Here is a 19,150-nt window from a genome sequence, read left to right as displayed (position 1 = left end):
CTCACTGTGTAGCGATACTTGCATAAAGCAAAAATTCCATGTTAATATTTAATTCTTCCGGCGCGGGGTGGAGCAGCATGGTAGCTCGTCGGGCTCATAACCCGAAGGTCGTAGGTTCAAATCCTGCCCCCGCAACCATCACCCGGAACTGCTTAGCAGAATCAAACAAGCCAGCCAATATGTGCTGGCTTTTTTGTTGCCCGCTGCTTTGATCTTCAATCTTGCGCGCAGCGCAGCCTACAACCAGAGCACTCAGGCTGTCGGCACGACTGAACGCGCGCGCAGCCCCATCGCCCTGGCCCAAACCAGAAACGGCAGCTTTAAAAACAATTAAAAATGTTGTGTAAGCACACATGCTGATGATGAGTATGTCCGCAAGCCCTATCGGGCCGGATTGGAATTGGCGTTTCAGATTCAAGAACGCGAAAACAGCACAACAACGTTTGGGGCAATAACTGATCGGGGCAATACAGGTCCGGACGGTGACACACCATCATCAAGGCAAACAAAGACCGCAGCATGGGCCATCGATTGCCTAAACCTGAAGCAAAGCCAGAAACAGAGAAATTCGTTTTGCCGGGACATCCCGCCTAGTAGGGGAGCCGACTGCTATCAAAGCCAGATGCCAGCCAATAAGAACTGGTCGCTATACAGGGAGCCGCTTGCGCGTTTGAGCTTTTAGAAATGCCAGTCTGGCTGAACCTGTAAGCACAGGCCCTATTACACCATTGCGACCAACAAGACGCAAGAAAATTGAAGGGCCGATTTATCCTGCCACCGAGCCCTTCCAAGAACTGATCGGCAAATATTAATGAAATAAACTCGCCACACTATGTACATAATCAAAAACTATGTTATAGTTACTTTTCTGACGCGGGGTGGAGCAGCATGGTAGCTCGTCGGGCTCATAACCCGAAGGTCGTAGGTTCAAATCCTGCCCCCGCAACCAAATTTAAAAAACCGTCGCTTATGCGGCGGTTTTTTTTCGTCCTGCTTCAGGCACCTGCTTTATAGAAGGCTACTAGCGACGGCCTGAACACCTGGCATAGCTCGGACACTCGACGTATCCCGAGCCATACCTGTAAGCCTTGAGTACCCCGCCTTGCTGATGGCGAAAGCCAGACAAGCACCCTACGGCTATAAAAACCTGCAGCGACTGACGCCCATTAATTCGATGCGTCGGCCTTGCCAAGGTCAAACAACTTCAAACCATAACGCAGGCGATCACGCAGCCAGATATAGGCTGAAGGGACTTCTTGCCCTGTATCGAACCTGGCTTTCACTTTCAGGCCAGACATCAATTTACGCATTTGATCTACAGACAGCCCGGACTCCAGGCGAGTCGCAGGCCAAGGCGGGTCCATATTCATCTCCAGCGATAAACGCCCCTCGGGTGCGGGAAGTTGAGCGATGAATGCCAGCAAGGCATTGCGACTGTCCCGATCCGCCACCGAGTCAGGCATCAACTGCACAGACGTGCGGGCTGCCAACAAGGCCTTCTCGACAGCGGGGCGCGGGTCTTCGTACATGCTCATGTTCAACACCAATGCAGGCATGATCATGGTCTGGATCAGATTCTGATTATCCAGGTACAGATTCAGACTTTTAAGTTCTGCCTGCTCCAGCTCGTCCGGGCCCAAGGCACGCCCTGCTGCTGATTTGATTCCGAATTGAGCCTGAACACGAACCTCACGCAGGTACTTGCTGCGCAGCCGGAGCTGCTCCAGATCCAATTGCGCCGAGGCCGAGTCCCACTTGTATTTCAGGGAGAAATCCATAGGCTTGGCCTGCAGGCGCATCACATAGTCCTGCCCTGGCAAACGTCCCGTCAGAACATAGATTCCGCCGACTCGTAGATCCATGGCGTCAGGAATGGCTTGCCGCTCGGACAGTTTTTCCAAGCCCTCATCACGCAAGACCAGCTCATCAAAGGCCAGCAACATCGACGAAAAACCGGCCGACCATTGTCCGTTCTGAACCAGACAAGCTCCATCCTGATCCTGCATCTGCAGCTCGTCGCCGGATTGCGACTGCAAAGCGACATGATTACGCAAATACTCACAAGCAGGTCCTGCTTGAGCCGAACTCGCCAGCACCATCGCGGCACCCAGCGTCAAAGCAATTTTCTTCATGGATTCCTCGTATTGGGCCAGCACAGGCAACGATGCCAGGCAGGCCTTCCCTTTGCATGAAACGCTGGCTAGTATACAAAGCCGTCAGGGGCTATGCCCTACCCCTGTTTCAAAATAGACTTACCGACGTACCCCTTGCCATGGTCAGCACTGAACCCATCCAGTTTTCACTTTGCACACAACTGAATCAGCTCGATGCGGCAGGCTGGGACGCGCTCTCTGGCGATCACCTGCTGCTCAGCCATGCTTTTTTGACAGCGCTGGACGCCGCTGGATGCGCCACTCCACAGACAGGCTGGTCACCCCATTACCTGTTAATGCATCGTGGACAGACGCTGTGTGGTGCCGTACCCCTGTACCTGAAGCATCACTCCCGGGGGGAGTATGTGTTTGACCAAGGCTGGGCCCAGGCCTATCAACGTCACGGTCTGGACTATTACCCCAAGCTCTTGTCTGCCATCCCTTTTACGCCTGTCAGTGGCCCCCGCCTGCTGGCCCGCACGCAGAAAGATCGCGTTCTGCTAGCTCAGCAACTGATTGAGCTGGCACGGAACAATCAACTGTCCTCTGTACATGTCCTGTTCCCGAACGCAGACGACAGGCAGGCCCTGGAGCAAGCAGGCTTCATGATTCGCCATGATGTGCAGTTTCACTGGCAAAACCAGGACTACGCCAGCTACGAGGACTTTCTGGCATCACTGACCCAGCAAAAACGCAAAAAGATGCGACAGGATAGCCGCAAGGTCTACGAGCAGGGCCTGTCCTTTGAGCACAAGCAGGGCCAGGACATTAGCGAGCAGAACCTGGACTATTTTTACCAGTGTTACGCCAACACCTATCAGGAGCGCGGGCAACGCCCTTATCTGAATCGGGATTTCTTTGCGCGCCTGCATGATCAACTACCCGACTCTCTGGTGCTGATTCTGGCCCAGCAAGATGGACAAGACGTGGCCTGCGCCCTGTCACTACGGGACGGGCACACGCTTTATGGACGTTATTGGGGCTGTACTCGTTACGTGCCTGGCCTGCATTTCGAGACCTGCTACAACCAGGCGATTCAGTTCTGCATTGCGCAGCAACTGCGTTTTTTTGAAGGCGGCGCTCAAGGGGAACACAAGCTATCACGTGGCTTGCTCCCGACTCCCACCTGCTCGGCGCACTGGATTGCAGACCCTCGCTTTGCCCACGCCATTGAAGAGTTCCTGCATGAAGAAGCGGGCCATGTGGCCCGCTATCAGGACAATTTAAGCAGCCATATCCCGTTTAAAACGCTGGCAGACTAAAAAAATCAGTCCTTCTTGTCTTTGCCCGGTGGCACAAAGGGAAAGACCGAGAACATTTGCCGGGTTTGATCCTGCATCTGATCCTGCATTTGCACGAACAGATTTTTGCTCTGATCAATATAGCTGTTCATGACGGTCTGCATGACAGGCGCCTGCACACTCATGAACTGCGCCCAGGCTTCAGGACCGAACTGCCCGCCGTACACGCCTTTGGACTGCTCGGTCATGCGTTCCTGGATTTCCATGAAAGCCTGGATGTTCTTTTCCAGATACGAGCCCATCACCCCCTGCATGGCATTGCCATAGAAACGGATGATTTGCATCAGCACCGGGGTCGAGAACATGGGAATTCCCCCGCTTTCTTCCTCAAGAATGATCTGCAACAGAATACTGCGCGTCAAGTCCTCGCCGCTTTTGGCATCGACGACCGCGAACTCCTCTCCTGACAGGACCAACTGCTTGACATCGACCATGGTGATGTAAGCGCTGGCCTGCGTGTCGTACAAGCGACGATTGGGGTATTTCTTGATGAGCCGAGGGGATCCCATGCTGGTGCTTACTTCCTAATCAATAAAACAAAGACAAACGAATTGCACAGTGGCAAGCCTTAGCTCATGTGCAGGCCGCCGTTCAGGGAGAAATCCGCGCCTGTTGCAAAACCCGAGTCCACCGAGGCCAACCAGGCCACCATGGAACCGATTTCATCAGGCGTACCCAAACGGCCTACCGGGATGGTCGCGACGATTTTCTCCAGAACATCGGGACGAATCGCACGCACCATGTCAGTACCAATATAACCGGGGGAAATAGTATTGACCGTCACCCCCTTATTGGCAACCTCTTGCGCCAGCGCCATGGTAAAGCCATGAATACCGGCTTTGGCGGTGGAGTAGTTGGTCTGGCCGAACTGCCCTTTTTGCCCGTTCACCGAACTGATGTTGACGATACGGCCCCACTGACGCTCCACCATGCCATCAATGACCTGCTTGGTCACGTTAAACAGGCTGTTCAGGTTGGTATCGATCACCATGCGCCAATCTTCCTGGCTCATTTTACGAAACGTACCGTCGCGTGTAATCCCGGCATTATTGACCAGCACATCGACACGACCAAAATCGGCAAAAACCTTTTTAAAGGTTTCAACCGTCGAATCCCAATCTGCGACGTTGCCCACCGACGCATGGAATGTATAGCCTAGCTCGGCCTGCTCGCCCAACCACTTTTGATAGTCACGGTTAGGGCCGCAACCGGCAATAACGGTAAAACCGTCCTTGGCCAGGCGCTGACAAATGACTGTCCCTATCCCTCCCATACCACCAGTTACGTAAGCTACTTTGCTGCTCATATACATCTCCTGAAAGGGGTGACATAGCTCAAATCCCGATGCCGGCCTGGGCAATGTCATCAAACGACATCGGGATAAAGGAAGCGGACGAATCGCCCTGCTCCCGAAACCTGAAAATTGAAGTCTTAACTGGCGCGTACTTTGACGTAGCTGCCTGGTGCCTCTTCCAGCACCGGGTAGCGGGCATGGCCCAGACTACGTTTGGCGCGGCGACGCGAACCGGACAAAGGGGCCAGCCAGGCAATCCAGTCCGACCACCAGCTACCGGGAACAGACTGCGCCCGTTCCATATACTGCTGGGCATCCAGCGAGGCGACCGGCTCCCCATCTTGCAACACCCAATAATTACGGCGCTGCTTGGCAGGCGGATTGATCACACCGGCAATATGGCCCGACGCCCCCAACACAAAACGATGCTGGGCCGCAGGCAAAGCCTGCAAGGAGGCATAGGCCGACTGCCAGGGCACGATATGGTCTTCTTTGGAGCCATACAGGTACACAGGCAAGTCCAATTGGCTCAAATCAGCACGGTGAGCCCCTACTGGCACGCCGCCCTCTTGAACCAGGCGGTTTTCCAGATAGGTATTACGCAAATACCAGGTAAAGAAAGGACCGGGCAAATGGGTGCCGTCAGAGTTCCAATACAGCAGGTCAAAGGCCGGAGGCTTTTTGCCCTGCAAATAATTGCTGTTGACGTAGTTCCAGACCAGCTCGGCCGGTCTCAAGAAAGAAAACGTGCTGGCCAGCTCGCGAGCATTCAGCAAACCGCCCTGCCCTAACTGCCATTCCCGATACGCCACCTGCGCTTCGTCAATGAACACATTGAGCATGCCCACATCCGTGAAGTCCAGCATGGTGGTCAGCAAGGTCATGGACGCAGCCGGGTCCTGGCCCTTGTCACGCGCCAGCGCCAAGGCACTGGCCAGCAAGGTGCCACCAATACAAAAGCCCAGCGTATTGATTTTTTTCTGGCCAGACAGCTCCTGGCTGACGCGAATGGCCTCCAGCACGCCCTGCTCCAGGTAATCCTGCCAACCCAGGGCATGGATATGTGCGGCATCGTCAGGCTGAGGATTGCGCCAGGACATCAGATACACCGTCAGCCCCTGATCCAGGGCGTGACGCACAAAGGAGTTCTCCGGCTGCAAGTCCAGAATATAGAACTTGTTAATGCAGGGAGGCACAATCAGCAAAGGCACCGCATGCACCATCGTCGTGGTGGGCGCGTACTGGATAAGCTGAAAAATATCGTTCTGGAACACCACGGCACCCGAAGTGGTGCCCACGTTTTGCCCCAACTGAAACTTGCTTTCATCCGTTTGCGTCAGACGTCCTTTTTGCCAGTCGTCCATGAAATTGGACATGCCTTCCAGCACAGACTGGCCGCCCGTATCCATCATGGTCTGCAGAGCCTGGGGGTTGAGCATCAGATAATTGCTGGGCGACATGGCTTCGGCCCACTGCATCATGGAAAAGCTCAGGCGTTCGCGCTGCGCAGCCTCCAGATCCATCAGGCCCAGCATATCGTTCATGGCCTGAACGCTAAGCTGCCAGATATGGGCATTGAACAAGGCGGTAGGATTGCTCTGCCAGGCGGCATCGGCAAAACGTCTATCCTGCGGGGGTGGCAAGGCGCCACGTTGAGCCTGGTCCCACAGATCCTGCCACTGCTGTGTGTAACGAGCCTGAAGTTCAGCACAGCGGGTGGCATCCATCGGTTTGCCAAAACCTTGAAAAGCACTGTTGTTACTCGACATCTGCCACCTGTAAACGAATTGCAAATACGCTTAGAGCATGACGTTCGTAACAAAAGCAGTCAATTGGGGTAATTAATTAGGCTGGCACGCCAATAGACAGAATTAAAGATTCCTTATCGTATTTCAAACGATCAAAAAACCGTTAAAGCGGGTTCAAGCGAGCAATGGTGGCCTGTCGGCCCGTCAAGGGCGAGCGGCGGTAGGAATAAAACAATTCGTTTTGTTGAAACGTGCACAGGCCACTTAAATGCACGGTTATTTTTCCAGGGCACAGTTTTTCCAAACGATGGCGTGCAATACCGGGCAAGTCCGCCTGCCATTTCCCTGGACGCTGACCGGGAATAAAAAAGCGCGCTAATTCAGGCTCATTGGAAACATAGGCATCGAAAACCTCCTGCCCCACCTCGAAGTGCTCCTGACTAATGGCAGGCCCAATCCAGGCTTGCCAGGACTGTGCTTGCGGGCAGCGGGCCGCCATCGCCTGCCAGGTTCGTTCCAATACTCCGGCTTGCAAACCGCGCCAACCAGCATGAGCCACGCCCAGCACTTGGCTCTGCTCATCCCAGATGACTACTGGCAAGCAGTCAGCGGTCAAAATCGCTAGCGTGCGATCCCGGCGGGTAGTGATCGCTGCATCAAACTCGCGGGGTACAGCAGGCAAGATATCCAGGTCTGCGTCCAGCACGTCTGTGCCATGCACCTGTGCCAGCCAGATGGGATCGGAATCCAGAAACTCCGCGACCCGTTGGCGATTGGCCTGCACCCGCTCCGGGTCGTCGCCCGTGTTGAGTCCCAGGTTCAAGCTGCTACGCTCGTCCTGGCTGACGCCCCCGGCACGGGTCGTACAAAAATAAAGCAGCCCCGCTTGTTCGGGGCCGCTAACAGTAGGAATCAGCTTTGAGTGTGCCATTCAATCGCCTCTACGACAGACTGATAATCAGACGGTGGTGCCGCCGAGAAACGGCGACGCTCGCCCGTATCGGGATCATCAAACTCCAGCACATGGGCATGCAACATTTGGCGCTGGGCCCCGGCGACCACTCGACCACCATATAAGGTGTCGGCCAGCAAGGGATGCTTGATCGAACTTAGATGCACACGAATCTGGTGGGTACGCCCGGTCTCAAGACGGCACGCCACCTCAGTCACGGACTCTTCGCCTGCATACCCCTGACGCAGCATCTGATAATGCGTGACGGCGGCCTTGGGGGCAACAGAGGGCCCGGTACTCATGCGTACCGGCACACGCAAATCGCGTCCAATAGGCTCATCCACCGAACCCTGACCCGGCAAGACACCATGGACCAACGCCAGATACTGGCGTCCCATGCTACGCTCTTGCAGTTGTCGGACAAAGTGAGTTTGAGCCACTTCCGTGCGGGCCACGACCAGCAAGCCAGACGTATCTTTGTCCAGCCGGTGTACAACACCGGCACGGGGCACCTGACGCAAATTGGGAAAGCGAAACAGCAAACCATTGAGCAAGGTGCCGCGCCAGTTACCCGCACCGGGGTGCGTGACCAGACCCACGGGCTTGTTGACGACCAGCCAGGAATCGCTTTGGGCCACAATCTCAAAGTCTACGTCATCGGGCTCGAAGGCCATGTCTTCGGGGGCTTGCTGCTCCCAGACCAGCACGGTATCACCGGGGTAAACCGTATGCTTGACCTTGACGGCCTGGCCGTTAACAAGAACATGCCCGCTCTCGACCCAGGACTGTAGACGGCTGCGCGAATGCTGTGGCAGTAAACGCGCTAAAGTCTTGTCCAGACGGTCTGGGGACGCAGTGATGGGAAGGATAAAACGCAGTGCGTCGGAAGAAACAACACTATCTTTTTCAGTATCTGTGTCAGGCATGGCGACAAATCATATAATTGAGCAGCAATGCTAACACCAAGGACGCTTTTGTGACTCGCCTGAACCTGAACTTGCCACGTATTCGTGGTACCAAGCTGGCCCAAGTAGCCGCATTAATGCTGGCCGCCACTTTGCTTGCTGGCTGCGGCACTACCAAAAAAGAAGTTGACCCCACCTCGGGTTGGACCGCCGAACGCCTGTATAAAGACGCCCGCGAAGAAATGTCCGCTGGCAACTGGAAAGATGCGCGTGCCCGCCTGGAAGCCGTCGAGTCCCGCTACCCCTTTGGTACCTTCGCACAACAGTCGCTGATCGACCAAGCCTATATCAACTGGAAAGACGAAGAGCCTGCCAAAGCACTGGCCGCTATCGACCGCTTCCAGAAGCAATACCCCAGCCACCCCGGCACCGACTACATGTTGTACCTGAAAGGGCTGATCTCCTTTACGCCTCCTAGCGCTGCCCTGTCCAACATTACCCAACAGGATCCCAGCGAGCGTGACCCCAAAGGCCTGCGCGAATCCTACGAAGCTTTTAACGATCTGCTGCAACGCTATCCGAATAGCCGTTACGCACCGGATGCCGCCAAGCGCTTGACCTGGCTGGTCAGCACCATCGCCCAGAACGAAGTTCACGTGGCCGAGTACTACTACAAGCGCGGTGCTTACGTGGCAGCGGTGAACCGTGCGCAGACCGTGATTACGGACTTCAAGGGTGTACCTATTGCTGAGCGTGCTCTGTACTTGATGTACCTGTCCTACGACAAGATGGGTCAAACCGAGCTGCGTGACACCACCAAACGCGTGATGGACGACAACTTCCCTGATTCGGTTTACTTCAAGGAAGGCCTGGATACCAAGGTGAACTACTGGAACCCGATTAACTGGTTCTAAGCCTTGAAGCAAAGCAGCGCAAAACACGGACTGCCTTTGTGACGCGACAATAAAACGTCTCACAGAACACAGCCCAAAAAAGGGCCGAATCCCATACGGGATTCGGCCCTTTCAGTTTTCCGGCTTCAGGGTATCCAAAACATCACCCTGCGTTCTTGGCATTGTCCTTTTGCACGCTATACATACGCTCTGCAAACGCCTTGGCCTTGGCGGGGTCCAGAGGCTGGCCGCCCAGAATCTTCATGGTGTCATCCAGGTAGACCATCCGATCCTTCAGGTCCTCCTGAAGACCAATCAGGTAATAACCAATCTGACAAAAGTAGGTTGTCCGGGCTCGGGTCTGCGCTTCTACCTCTTCCAAACCCATACGCTGAAAGAAATTGGCCAAGGCATTCATGCAGGCCTTGTCCGCCCGCGCTACGGCCTGACGCACCCGCTCGGAGCGCCTTGCCCAATCACGCATGGCCATATCCAGGCCGGGCTCAAAACGGGATACGTCCAGCCAGGTGGAGAACAGGGACAACATGCCATCTTGCAGATTGTCCACGTTCTCCAGCGCCAGCATGGTGGAGCGCATGTTCTTTTGCTCCCAGAAACCGACCAGCCCATCGAGCAGATCGTCCCTGTCCTTGAAATGCCAATAAAAGCTGCCCCGCGTGACGGCCATGACCTGGGCCAGACGGGTGATACGCACCGCCTCCACACCTTCCTGCATAAAAAGGCGAATGGCTGCTTCCAGCCAGTCCGCCCGCGTCAAATGCACATTGGGCTCAGACAACGCCCCAGCCTGGGCCACGCGTTCAATCAGTTCCTTATCGCTCATATCACCTGCTTGTAGAGTCGCTTTAGTCGCCAAAGTATACCGGCGCTCCTCTTATAACAGGCCCAGCATTCGTGGAAACGCCAAGGAAACAGCGGGCACGAAGGTGGTGATCAATTGAATCGGAATAGCCACAAAAACAATCATGGCAATCGCTGGACCAAAGGAGCGGTGTACCGCCACTTTACTGATGCGGCAGGACATGTACAGCACCGGCGCCATCGGTGGGCTGTTGGAACCCACGATCACGGCGCACGCCACGATTGCAGCAAACTGCACCGGATTTACATCAGCGACACCAACCAGCGGCAGCAGCAAGGGAGCAACCACAACCGTCAGTGATACGTCATCAATAATCATGCCCACTAAAATAAGAAAGACATTGACCATCAAGAGAATGCCGATAGGGCTGTCAACCAGTCCGGTCACAAAGGCCGTCAAATCCTGCGGTACACCCTGGGCAACCAGAATACGGCCGATCAGGAAGGAAAACAGCAAGATCAAAATGACTGTGCCCGTCGTCTCTGCGGTACGCACAAAGCTGTCACGCAGCGTGCGCATCGTCAGCTCGCGGTACACAAAGCAGCCGATACCAATCACCAGCACCACCGCTACGGCGGCCGCTTCGGTAGGAGTGAATACGCCCCCGTAGATGCCCCCAAGAATCAGGGCCGGGATGCACAGTGCTGGCAAGGCATAGAGCAGCGTTTTCAACGAAGATCGCCGACTTTGCTCATCGACGGGCTGAGCAGGCAACTCCTTGAACCAGCGCCCGGCCACCACGTAGTTGAACAGCGTCAGCCCGATCATCAAAAGCAGACCTGGCCCGATAGTGGCTGCAAAGCAAGCTACCACCGACTGCTGTGTCACCACGGCAAACAGAATCATGGTGATGGATGGCGGGATCAGAATCCCCAACAAGGAAGAAATTCCCAGCAAGGCCGCCGAATATTGACGCGGGTAACCGCGCTGCTCCATGGGATCGACCAGAATGGTGCCAATAGAAGCCACCGCCGCCGAGGCTGTACCTGAAATAGCCCCAAACACACCTGATGCCAGGACCATGCTGGCTCCCATGCCACCCCGGCGATTCTTGACCAGCATTTCGGCAAAGCCCACCAAACGGTGCGCAATCCCGCCTGCCTGCATCAAATAACCCGCCATGATGAACAAAGGCAAAGCCAGCAGAACCAGTGAGTTCAAGGAACGAAAGCCCTGCAGCATCAAGGTGTTCAAGTTGACGTCATACACCAGCGTCAACATCAGCAGCGTACCGGCAAAGGACCAGGCCACCGGCACCCCTATACCCAAGAGCAGCAAGAGCAAGAGAACAGAAAATCCAGCATGCATAATCAATGGCCTCCATGGCGCACGGCCATCAAAGACTGATAAACATCGCGCAAGGCATACAGCAGGCTACCCGCCGCATTCAAGCCAATCGCTGCCTGAGGCACCCAGACAGGAATCCCCAGCTCCGCCATCGTGGTCGAAAAACGGGCACCCCACATGAACATGCGCAAGGTCCAATACGCAAAGGCCGTCACAATGATCAGCACCAGAATCGAGACCAGCAAACGGTGAATGGCGCGGGCACGCGGCGTCTTCAAACGATGCGACAAGTAATCCACCACCAGATGCTGGCGCGACTGGCTGGCAATCAGTGCCCCGGTCATGTAGAGCCAAATCGCCGCCACCATGACGATGGTGTGCACTCCGGTTGCCGGCCAGTTCAGGTAATAACGGGCTGCCACCACATAGGCCAGGCCCGCCGCCACCACAATGCTGGACACAATGGCCAGCCACTCCAGGGCGATCAGGGTCGGCCCGCGCTTAATCGGGATGTCCTCACTCACATTCATACTCCCTTGATCGAAGGTATTCACTGGAGAGCCGAGGCATTTTTCTCGATATGAGACATGATGCTGTCGCCCACTTCAGCGTGCATCGCAGGCCAGACTTTAGCGCGGACATGCGTACCCAGCGCGGCCAGTTGCTCCTTGTCGAGTTCAATATAGTTTTTGCCCAGCGCCTTCCATTTCTCCACAATGTCCGCATCCGCTACCTGAGCCTTGGCAAACTGCTCTTGCATGATGCTGATGGCCGAGGACTGAACCACTTCCTGCTGCTCGGGTTTCAAGGCTTCCCAGGCTTCCAGATTCATGGACAACACGCCGGTAATGAACTGCTGCTTGCTGCGCACGTAGAAATCCAGCGTGTCGCGGAAGTACTCGTAGTCGTAATAAATGACGTTGGCTGCATCGCCATCCACCACGCCAGTTTGAATCGAGGTAAAGACTTCGCCCCAATCAATGGCTGCCGTCTGATAACCCATGGCTTGCACGGACTGCTGCATCATGGAGATAGGCGGCACGCGCACCTTGATGCTCTTGGCATCCTCTACCGTCAAAGCATGCTTGCCTTTGGTCGCAACGCCATTGAACCCTTCAGGCCATGCACCAAAGAACTTCAGGCCGTTCTCTTTGTAGATACCGTCCAGCGTTTCATTCAACCAGCCACCGGGCTGGTAAGCGGCCAAGGCTTCCTCCCAGGTGGTGAACATATAGGGCGTGTAGATCACCGCAATGCGCTTGTCGTAGGACGTCATGGGCCAGTTCAACATCAACTGCACATCACCGGCCACGTGCTGGTCGAACACCTCTTCCTGACCACCCAACTGGTTCTGATAAAAAACACGTGGCGACAAGGAGCCTTGCGTGCCCTCTTTGATCAGCGCAGCCCATTTCTCGATGGCATCACCACTAGGCGAACCCTGCGCGCCCGAATCCGTGGCAATACGCAAGGTTTGTGCGGACACCGTGGCCGCACTCAGGCTGAACATCACCGTCAGCAAAGTCTTGCTCAAAAGCTTCATAACTCCTCCTGGGTATTTCTTTTAAATTTATTGTTCAAACTTCGGATATCAGGCTTCCGCCCTGTGCCGCCACAACTCCCAGCCCAAACGGGCACGGACGCCAACATCCAGAAACGGACGTGGCGGCAAGGCATCGGGTTGCCCCAAAGCCTGCATGTCGGCAATCAAGGGGTTATCCACACCGCAAGCCAGATCCGCCACCAACATGCCGGAGATCGTGCCCTTGGTCAGCCCCACCCCGTTCTGACACACCGCGGAATACACATGCGGGGCCACCTGACCAAAGCCGGGTGAACCATTACGGGACAGGCAGATAAAGCCCGTCCAGGTGTGCTCCATTTCCACGTTTTTCAGATTCGGGAAACGCTCATCAAACAAGGTTTTGTGCTCTATGCGCACGCGGCGACGGCTCTCGTCATCGCTACGCAAATTGGGGGCGTACGTCATGTGCTGACGAATCAGAATGCGCTGGTCATTGGTGCGGCGCATGGTGATGCCCACAAAAGCATTGGCAGGCGTCAAACCCCAGCTAGGCAAACCACCCAATTCGCGCTGTTCACTTTCTGTCAGACAACGGGTCAGGCTGGCATGGGCAGCCATCGGCATCAGCTTGCCGCTATAAAACCCGAATTGCTCTGCAAAGACGTTCACGGCCAGAATCATCTTGCCTGCACGAACTTTGCCGCCGGGGGTTTCCAGCGTGACGCCATCACCTTGCTGCACAGACAGCACGGGCGTTTTTTCATAAACAGTGACGTTGGCAGGCATATTGTCGGCCAGACCGCGAGACAAACCCGCCGGGTTCAGCAACACCGTACCGGGGGTGTAAATACCTGTGCGGAAATGCTTGAACCCCAGCTTGTCGTGCAAGGCCTTGCCGTCCAGCCACTCATGCGGTTCCTTCAAGGATTCCAGCACTTGCAGCGTAGGCTTCAAGGTTGTGCGTACGCCCTCCTCGGAGACGGCAGCGTGGAATTTCCCGATGGGGCTCCAATCGCACTCAATGCCGTAACGCTCGACCTGGGTTTTCAGATAAGCAATCGCCGTACGCGCCAGGCGCACATGCGAGCGAGCGGCATCCAGCTCGCCCATGGAACTGCCGACGTTATGAGGGCTATCAATCGCAAAGCCGGAGTTGCGGCCTTGAGCGCCCTCGCCCACCTGATCAGCTTCCAGCACCACGATGCTATCGCCAGGGCGATTCTCTGCCAGTCGACGGGCTGCGGCCAAACCGGCCAGACCACCACCGACGATCACCCAATCAGCCTGTACGTCTTTAGCCAAAGCGGGCTTGGGCGTGCGGGGCGCCAAGAGCCGACTCCACCCATTGGTCTTGTCGTTCTCCGGCAGGCGCGTAATTTTCTTGATGCTCATGCCGCCGTCCGTGCGCTGGCCCAGTTGCTGGGATGCACGCAGTAGTGGATCAGGGCAGATTCTGCTTCGTAGATCAGGGGAGTGCCTGCTGGCAGCCAAATGCAATCACGTGGACCGGCTTCCAGAATGCCCTGTGGCGTATGAATGCGAATACTGCCCTTGATCACCGTCACGACCTCGTCGTAAAGCACAGTCCATTCGATGCGAGCCTGGTTCAAGCGTGCATACCCCGCCCCCAAGGGCGTCCCGTCTTCCTCACCCACGATTTCCGCCAACTGCGCCATCTCCGGTTTTTCCTGTCTGGGCTGGAAGACCAAATCGTCAAAACGCATTACTCGCGGCAAAGTTTTTTCTGTTGTCATGTGGATCACCAAACACAAGTGGTTTTAGAACATACATAGTTGTATGTTGTGATGGTAATGAGCCGAATTTGACGCGTCAATGCGTTCAGAGATGGGGATTACCCTGCGTTCCGGGCAGGAGAGCTTTACATTTAAATGATTTAATTGGCCTTGTGACAGGCTGTGCGAGCAAGGTTCTTCGCAGCGTTTTTGGCTGTTTTTAGCAGGCTTACTGATAAGAGAAATAGCGCGTGACAGTGGCGACTACTCAACAAGCAATCGCTCGGTCGCACGAATGAAATGGAGTCCTTCAGCCACAGCGAGAAAGCAACAGACTCCATCTGCGCACATTCCTTCGCCTAGCCTCTCTACGCCTGTTTCCAGCGCAGCGCTTCTTCCAGTTTTCCACGCCCCTCTCCCATCAACCATGAGCGCAAGGAGACAAGTCCAGGATTGATCTCGCGCATCAGGTCGAGGTCCACCCGCTCGGCGAGAGGGCCATCTTTCAGGCTTGACGCCATATGTCCCAAATCGGCGTTGGCAGCCAACACTTCGTCAGGGAATCGGGCATAGGTGATGGAACGACCTGCGGCTTCCGAGAATGCGGCCTCCAGCTCCTGGCCGGTCACACGATCGCTAGCGATCTTCAAGGTCATTCCGGCAAACCGTGCTCTGTCCGCGAACAGGGTGGCAACGATTTTCCCTATGTCTTGCACTGCAGTGAGTTGAATCGAATGATCACGGTGTATCAGGGAAAGCAGCCGCCCTTCATCCAGGCCAAAGCCTGGCCGCACAAGCATCTCCATGAAGATCATCGGACGGATGATCGTTGCGGTAATCGGCAGTTCACGGATGTGTGCCTCGATACGAGGCTTGGCATCGAAGCGCGGAACACCTGTCAGTTCTTCACCAGCGCTCGCCCCCGAGGAATAGATAAAATGCTCGACGCCATTCTTTGCCGCCAGATCAGCAACGCGTGTGCCATAACAAACCTCCTCCTCTGCCGATAGATTGGCAGGCATCACGCTGAAAATGCCATATACACCCTTCATGGCCGACGCGATAAGATTGGCATCGTCCAATGAGCCCTGCACGAGTTCAGCGCCTGCCTCCCGCAACGCAATTGAAGCGGGCCCGGATGGGGCTTGCACAAAAGCGCGCACAGGCCAGTGAGCCTCCAGCAGTGCTTTGACTACCGATCCGCCTTGCCGACCAGTGGCTCCGAAAACCAGAATAGGACGATGTACTTTGTTCATGATTCAGCTCGAAAAAAAGAGAATGTCGTATTCTTTCCTCGATACATGAATTGCGGAAGACGGCACTTTTTTGAACCTCAGGCACAAAAATGAAACCCATAGATCCAGCAGAGTCGGATTCTCTCAAGGAGAAGCACGACAGCGACTCATCCTTCCTGCCGATTCCCTTGAATGGCGTCTGCACGCGCCTCGGTGACAAATGGACCGTGCAGGTCATCTGGCGCCTTGCCATCGTGGGTGATCGTAGGCTGCGGTTTTCCGAGATCAAGCGTGAGGTGGACGGAATCACACAACGCATGCTGACGCTGACACTGCGAAACCTGGAACGAGATGGCTTGGTAGAACGCCATTATTTTCCCGAGGTACCTCCACGTGTGGAATACGAACTGACGGAGATGGGAAAAAATATGTTCGATGCACTGAAAGGCGTCAATGTGTGGGTCAGAGAGAATCTTCCGCGTATACAGGCATCACGTCAAACATACGATGCCAAGAAGCCTTGATACAGAGTTACTGAGTCACAAGACCATGAATCACGAACAAGCAGAAACGCTGGTACTGCAAGCCATTCCTGTGCTGGCAAAAGATCAAAGCATCGAGGAGTGCATCGCCCAACTGCAAGCCAGCGGCCTGTCAGAAGTACGAGCAACCAAGCTTTGCGTGATGATTCCCGAGGCCTTCGGGCTAGCACTAGCCTGGCGTCTGGGTGCCGCCTTACCCGACGAAGAGCAGATGTTTGATGTGTACAACCGTGCAGGTGAGACGGTTAAAGTCCCCATGCTGGGCCAGCATGTGTTTTCCGTCGCACTGGCAATGGCAGTGGCGGTACTCAAAAAAGGCTGGTTTGCGCCTATCACTCGGGAAGCATTTGAGGCAGTCAGCAATCGCAGCGCCGTCATGTCCGTTCTTCAGCAGCTAGAGGGCAGCCTGGAAGGCGCTGGCACGCCCAGCCTGTTTTTATGGGGTTTGGTGGCAGAGGACATCGTGGCAGACGAGTCCTTGCCCTAGTTTTAATAGACGGAATACGAGGAATATTTTCAAGCCTGCTCCGAGCTGTCATTCAGCTCCACATCGCTTACTTGGGCACTCTGCCGTTTGGCCTTCTGCTCCCGCAGAAACGCCAACGCACGCGCAGGATCACGGGTACGGGCAAAGGGTGGCAAGCCACGCCACAATAATTTCCCATAGGGTTTTTCAACAATACGGGTATCGCCCACCAGCAGCACACCCCAATCGCGTTCAGTACGAATCAGGCGGCCAGCCCCTTGTTTCAAGGCAATTGCAGCCTCTGGCAGTTGGTATTCCATAAAGGGATTACCACCTCGATCCTTGCACTCCTTGATACGCGCTTCCAGCACGGGATCATCCGGTGGCGCAAAGGGCAGCTTGTCGATAGCCACCAGGGTCAAAGCATCCCCAGGCAGGTCAATCCCTTCCCAGAAGCTGGCACTACCCACCAGCACGGCATTGCCGCGCGCACGGAATTCGTCCAGCAGCACTTGCCGTGAACGCTCCCCTTGGCGCAGCACATTACGCTCTATGTCTTCCTGATCAAAACGATCACGCAACATATCCGCAATCCGCTCTACCGAGCGCAAGGTCGTACAGAGCACCAGCACACCGCCCTGCCCGGCTTTGATCAAAGGCATCAGCGCGTCGACAAAGGCCTGGTTGAAATTCGGGTGACTAGGCAGCGGCAAGGTACTGGGCACATAGAACAGCGCTTGATTGGGGTAGTCAAAAGGCGAGGCCCAGGACTCGGTACGGGCATCGAACAAGCCCAACTGCCGTTTGAAGTGATTGAAATCACCATGTACAGAAAGCGTGGCCGAAGTCAGCACCCAGGACTGCTCTTTGCCTCTGTAGCGCGAGAAAATCTTGGCCACGGATAAAGGCGCACTATGCAGACGCAGATAGTGCTGGCCGCTTTCTACCCAACGTACAAACTCGTCAGGCTGATCTTCATCTTTTTCGCTTTCAGGCAGATAGGCGTGGCGGCCCTGGCGATCTGGCTGACTCCACTGAAACAGGCGTGCCCGTAATTCCAGTGCACTTTTATGTGCAGCCGCCAGATCAGGATGGCGTTCAGCCACCATAGCCAGCATCTTGATGACCTTGTCGAAGGTTTCCAGCAGTTGTTCCAGCGCCTCGTCAAAGCGTTCTGGTTCGGGCAAGGCCTGGAAGGTGGCACGGCCACCCTGCGCGGCCAGCGAGGCGGTACGCAGATGCAAGTCCCGAGCCGCTTGTTCCAGCTTGCGGGCGACCTGACTCCAGTCCACCGTCTCTCGCGCCTGAGCCAGACCCGCCACTTCAATCTGTCGACACAAATCCGTCAATTGATACAAGGACACGCTGCTACCCAGAAAACGGGTGGCCACGTCGGGCAATTGGTGTGCTTCATCAAACACCACCAGATCCACGCTGGGCAGCAAGTCCGTCACCCCCTCTTCGCGCAAGGCCAGATCGGCCATGAACAGGGCGTGGTTCACCACCACCACATCCGCATCCTGGGCATGGCGGCGCGCTTTCATCACAAAGCAGTCGCGCACAAAGGGACAATCCTGACCCAGGCAGTTATCCCGTGTGGAAGTGACTCGGTGCCAAATATCCGCATCCTCGGGGACTTCGGCCAGCTCGCCCTTGTCGCCGCTACGGCTGCGTTCGGTAAAAAGCTGAATGGCACGCAGGTAAGCGATTTCCGCACGGGACTTCAGGGCCCGGTCATCCTGCCCCAGTCGTTCCAGATGGTAATGACAGACGTAATTACTTCTGCCCTTGAGCAAGGCCACATCGACCGGCAAAGCCAGCGCTTTACGCAGATGGGGAATATCCCGACGGAACAATTGATCCTGCAAGGTACGCGTCCCGGTCGAGACCAGCGCTTTACCGCCTTGCATGAACACGGGCACCAGATAGGCCCAGGTCTTGCCCGTTCCTGTGCCCGCCTCGGCGATCAGTACGCCAGACTCGGCGACGGTCTCGCTGATGGCTTGGGCCAGCTCCAACTGAGCCTGCCGCGGACGATAGTGCGGGACAGACTCTGCCAGTGGGCCTTGGGGGGAAAATATATCGGAATAATCCTGCAACAACATGGGGCAAAACCGCTAAGGGAGAGGTGACGAATGACAGAACTGTCTACAATCACAGTGGAATACATACAAGATGATACCTGCCAATTCTGGGTCGCTGCCGGTCTTTATGGCAAAATGCGGCGCTTGCA

The 19,150-nt window shown here is 55.6% G+C and carries 18 protein-coding genes and 2 tRNA genes; 6 read left to right on the top strand and 14 right to left on the bottom strand.

The annotated features are described in order from the left end of the window. Positions 1–61 precede the first annotated feature (61 nt). Both JYG33_RS00295 and JYG33_RS00290 read left to right on the top strand, forming a co-directional pair. Positions 62–138, top strand: a tRNA-Met gene (locus JYG33_RS00295). A gap of 734 nt (positions 139–872) precedes the next feature. After that, positions 873–949: transfer RNA gene (locus JYG33_RS00290), tRNA-Met, on the top strand. A 217-nt stretch (positions 950–1,166) separates the two neighbouring features. On the opposite strand, the gene JYG33_RS00285 is transcribed toward JYG33_RS00290, so the two are convergent. Beyond that, a complete protein-coding gene (locus JYG33_RS00285) occupies positions 1,167–2,132 on the bottom strand; it encodes a hypothetical protein (protein ID WP_207873643.1) in 966 nt (321 codons plus the stop codon). 140 nt (positions 2,133–2,272) lie between these two features. Here JYG33_RS00285 and JYG33_RS00280 point away from each other — a divergent pair, with 140 nt between their 5' ends. After that, a complete protein-coding gene (locus JYG33_RS00280) occupies positions 2,273–3,415 on the top strand; it encodes a GNAT family N-acetyltransferase (protein WP_207873642.1) in 1,143 nt (380 codons plus the stop codon). 5 nt (positions 3,416–3,420) lie between these two features. Here the strand turns inward: JYG33_RS00280 and phaR are convergent, their stop codons facing one another. The 5 genes from phaR to JYG33_RS00255 all read right to left on the bottom strand — a co-directional run bounded on the left by phaR (position 3,421) and on the right by JYG33_RS00255 (position 8,374). Beyond that, positions 3,421–3,963: a polyhydroxyalkanoate synthesis repressor PhaR gene (gene phaR / locus JYG33_RS00275; RefSeq protein WP_207873641.1), complete on the bottom strand. Its 543-nt coding sequence runs from the start codon at positions 3,961–3,963 to the stop codon at positions 3,421–3,423. A gap of 59 nt (positions 3,964–4,022) precedes the next feature. Further along, on the bottom strand, positions 4,023–4,760 hold the full coding sequence (gene phbB / locus JYG33_RS00270; protein WP_207873640.1) for an acetoacetyl-CoA reductase: 738 nt from the start codon (positions 4,758–4,760) through the stop codon (positions 4,023–4,025). A 125-nt stretch (positions 4,761–4,885) separates the two neighbouring features. Continuing rightward, positions 4,886–6,517, bottom strand: a complete 1,632-nt coding sequence (gene phaC, locus JYG33_RS00265) for a class I poly(R)-hydroxyalkanoic acid synthase (protein ID WP_207873639.1) — start codon at positions 6,515–6,517, stop codon at positions 4,886–4,888. 142 nt (positions 6,518–6,659) lie between these two features. Beyond that, entirely contained in the window at positions 6,660–7,427 is a 768-nt protein-coding gene (gene pgeF / locus JYG33_RS00260; protein WP_207873638.1) for a peptidoglycan editing factor PgeF, read from the bottom strand. Then, on the bottom strand, positions 7,409–8,374 hold the full coding sequence (locus JYG33_RS00255) for an RluA family pseudouridine synthase (RefSeq protein ID WP_207873637.1): 966 nt from the start codon (positions 8,372–8,374) through the stop codon (positions 7,409–7,411). Before JYG33_RS00255 ends, pgeF begins: the two co-directional genes overlap by 19 nt. 95 nt (positions 8,375–8,469) lie before the next feature. On the opposite strand from JYG33_RS00255, the gene JYG33_RS00250 reads away from it, so the two are divergent. Beyond that, entirely contained in the window at positions 8,470–9,267 is a 798-nt protein-coding gene (locus JYG33_RS00250; protein WP_207875676.1) for an outer membrane protein assembly factor BamD, read from the top strand. A 142-nt stretch (positions 9,268–9,409) separates the two neighbouring features. Here JYG33_RS00250 and JYG33_RS00245 read toward each other — a convergent pair whose 3' ends face one another. From JYG33_RS00245 to JYG33_RS00215, 7 genes are all read right to left on the bottom strand, one after another. Continuing rightward, positions 9,410–10,090 carry a TetR family transcriptional regulator gene (locus JYG33_RS00245; protein WP_207873636.1) on the bottom strand — a complete coding sequence of 227 codons (681 nt, stop codon included), beginning with the start codon at positions 10,088–10,090 and terminating at the stop codon, positions 9,410–9,412. A 51-nt stretch (positions 10,091–10,141) separates the two neighbouring features. After that, positions 10,142–11,437, bottom strand: a complete 1,296-nt coding sequence (locus JYG33_RS00240) for a TRAP transporter large permease (protein WP_207873635.1) — start codon at positions 11,435–11,437, stop codon at positions 10,142–10,144. 2 nt (positions 11,438–11,439) lie between these two features. Further along, a complete protein-coding gene (locus JYG33_RS00235; protein WP_207873634.1) occupies positions 11,440–11,946 on the bottom strand; it encodes a TRAP transporter small permease subunit in 507 nt (168 codons plus the stop codon). A 20-nt stretch (positions 11,947–11,966) separates the two neighbouring features. Further along, entirely contained in the window at positions 11,967–12,959 is a 993-nt protein-coding gene (dctP, locus tag JYG33_RS00230; protein WP_207873633.1) for a TRAP transporter substrate-binding protein DctP, read from the bottom strand. 48 nt (positions 12,960–13,007) lie between these two features. Beyond that, positions 13,008–14,333: an FAD-binding oxidoreductase gene (locus JYG33_RS00225; protein WP_207873632.1), complete on the bottom strand. Its 1,326-nt coding sequence runs from the start codon at positions 14,331–14,333 to the stop codon at positions 13,008–13,010. After that, positions 14,330–14,695, bottom strand: a complete 366-nt coding sequence (locus JYG33_RS00220) for an ethanolamine utilization protein EutQ (protein ID WP_243430229.1) — start codon at positions 14,693–14,695, stop codon at positions 14,330–14,332. The genes JYG33_RS00225 and JYG33_RS00220 overlap by 4 nt, the downstream gene beginning before the upstream one ends. A gap of 347 nt (positions 14,696–15,042) precedes the next feature. Continuing rightward, positions 15,043–15,930 (bottom strand): NmrA/HSCARG family protein, encoded by an 888-nt coding sequence (locus tag JYG33_RS00215; RefSeq protein ID WP_207873631.1) that lies wholly within the window; start codon positions 15,928–15,930, stop codon positions 15,043–15,045. A gap of 89 nt (positions 15,931–16,019) precedes the next feature. Between JYG33_RS00215 and JYG33_RS00210 the strand changes: the two genes are divergently transcribed. Further along, positions 16,020–16,433, top strand: a complete 414-nt coding sequence (locus JYG33_RS00210; RefSeq protein ID WP_207873630.1) for a helix-turn-helix domain-containing protein — start codon at positions 16,020–16,022, stop codon at positions 16,431–16,433. 25 nt (positions 16,434–16,458) lie between these two features. Continuing rightward, positions 16,459–16,938 (top strand): hypothetical protein, encoded by a 480-nt coding sequence (locus JYG33_RS00205; RefSeq protein ID WP_207873629.1) that lies wholly within the window; start codon positions 16,459–16,461, stop codon positions 16,936–16,938. A 29-nt stretch (positions 16,939–16,967) separates the two neighbouring features. Here JYG33_RS00205 and JYG33_RS00200 read toward each other — a convergent pair whose 3' ends face one another. Then, complete coding sequence (locus tag JYG33_RS00200; RefSeq protein ID WP_207873628.1) at positions 16,968–19,022, bottom strand: ATP-dependent DNA helicase; 2,055 nt, start codon at positions 19,020–19,022, stop codon at positions 16,968–16,970. Positions 19,023–19,150 lie beyond the last annotated feature (128 nt).

The organism is Alcaligenes sp. SORT26 (assembly GCF_017377875.1).
Classification (GTDB): Bacteria; Pseudomonadota; Gammaproteobacteria; order Burkholderiales; family Burkholderiaceae_B; genus Alcaligenes; species Alcaligenes parafaecalis.
The sequence above is the reverse complement of the archived record's forward strand: the minus strand, read 5'-3'. Positions and strand labels throughout refer to the sequence as shown.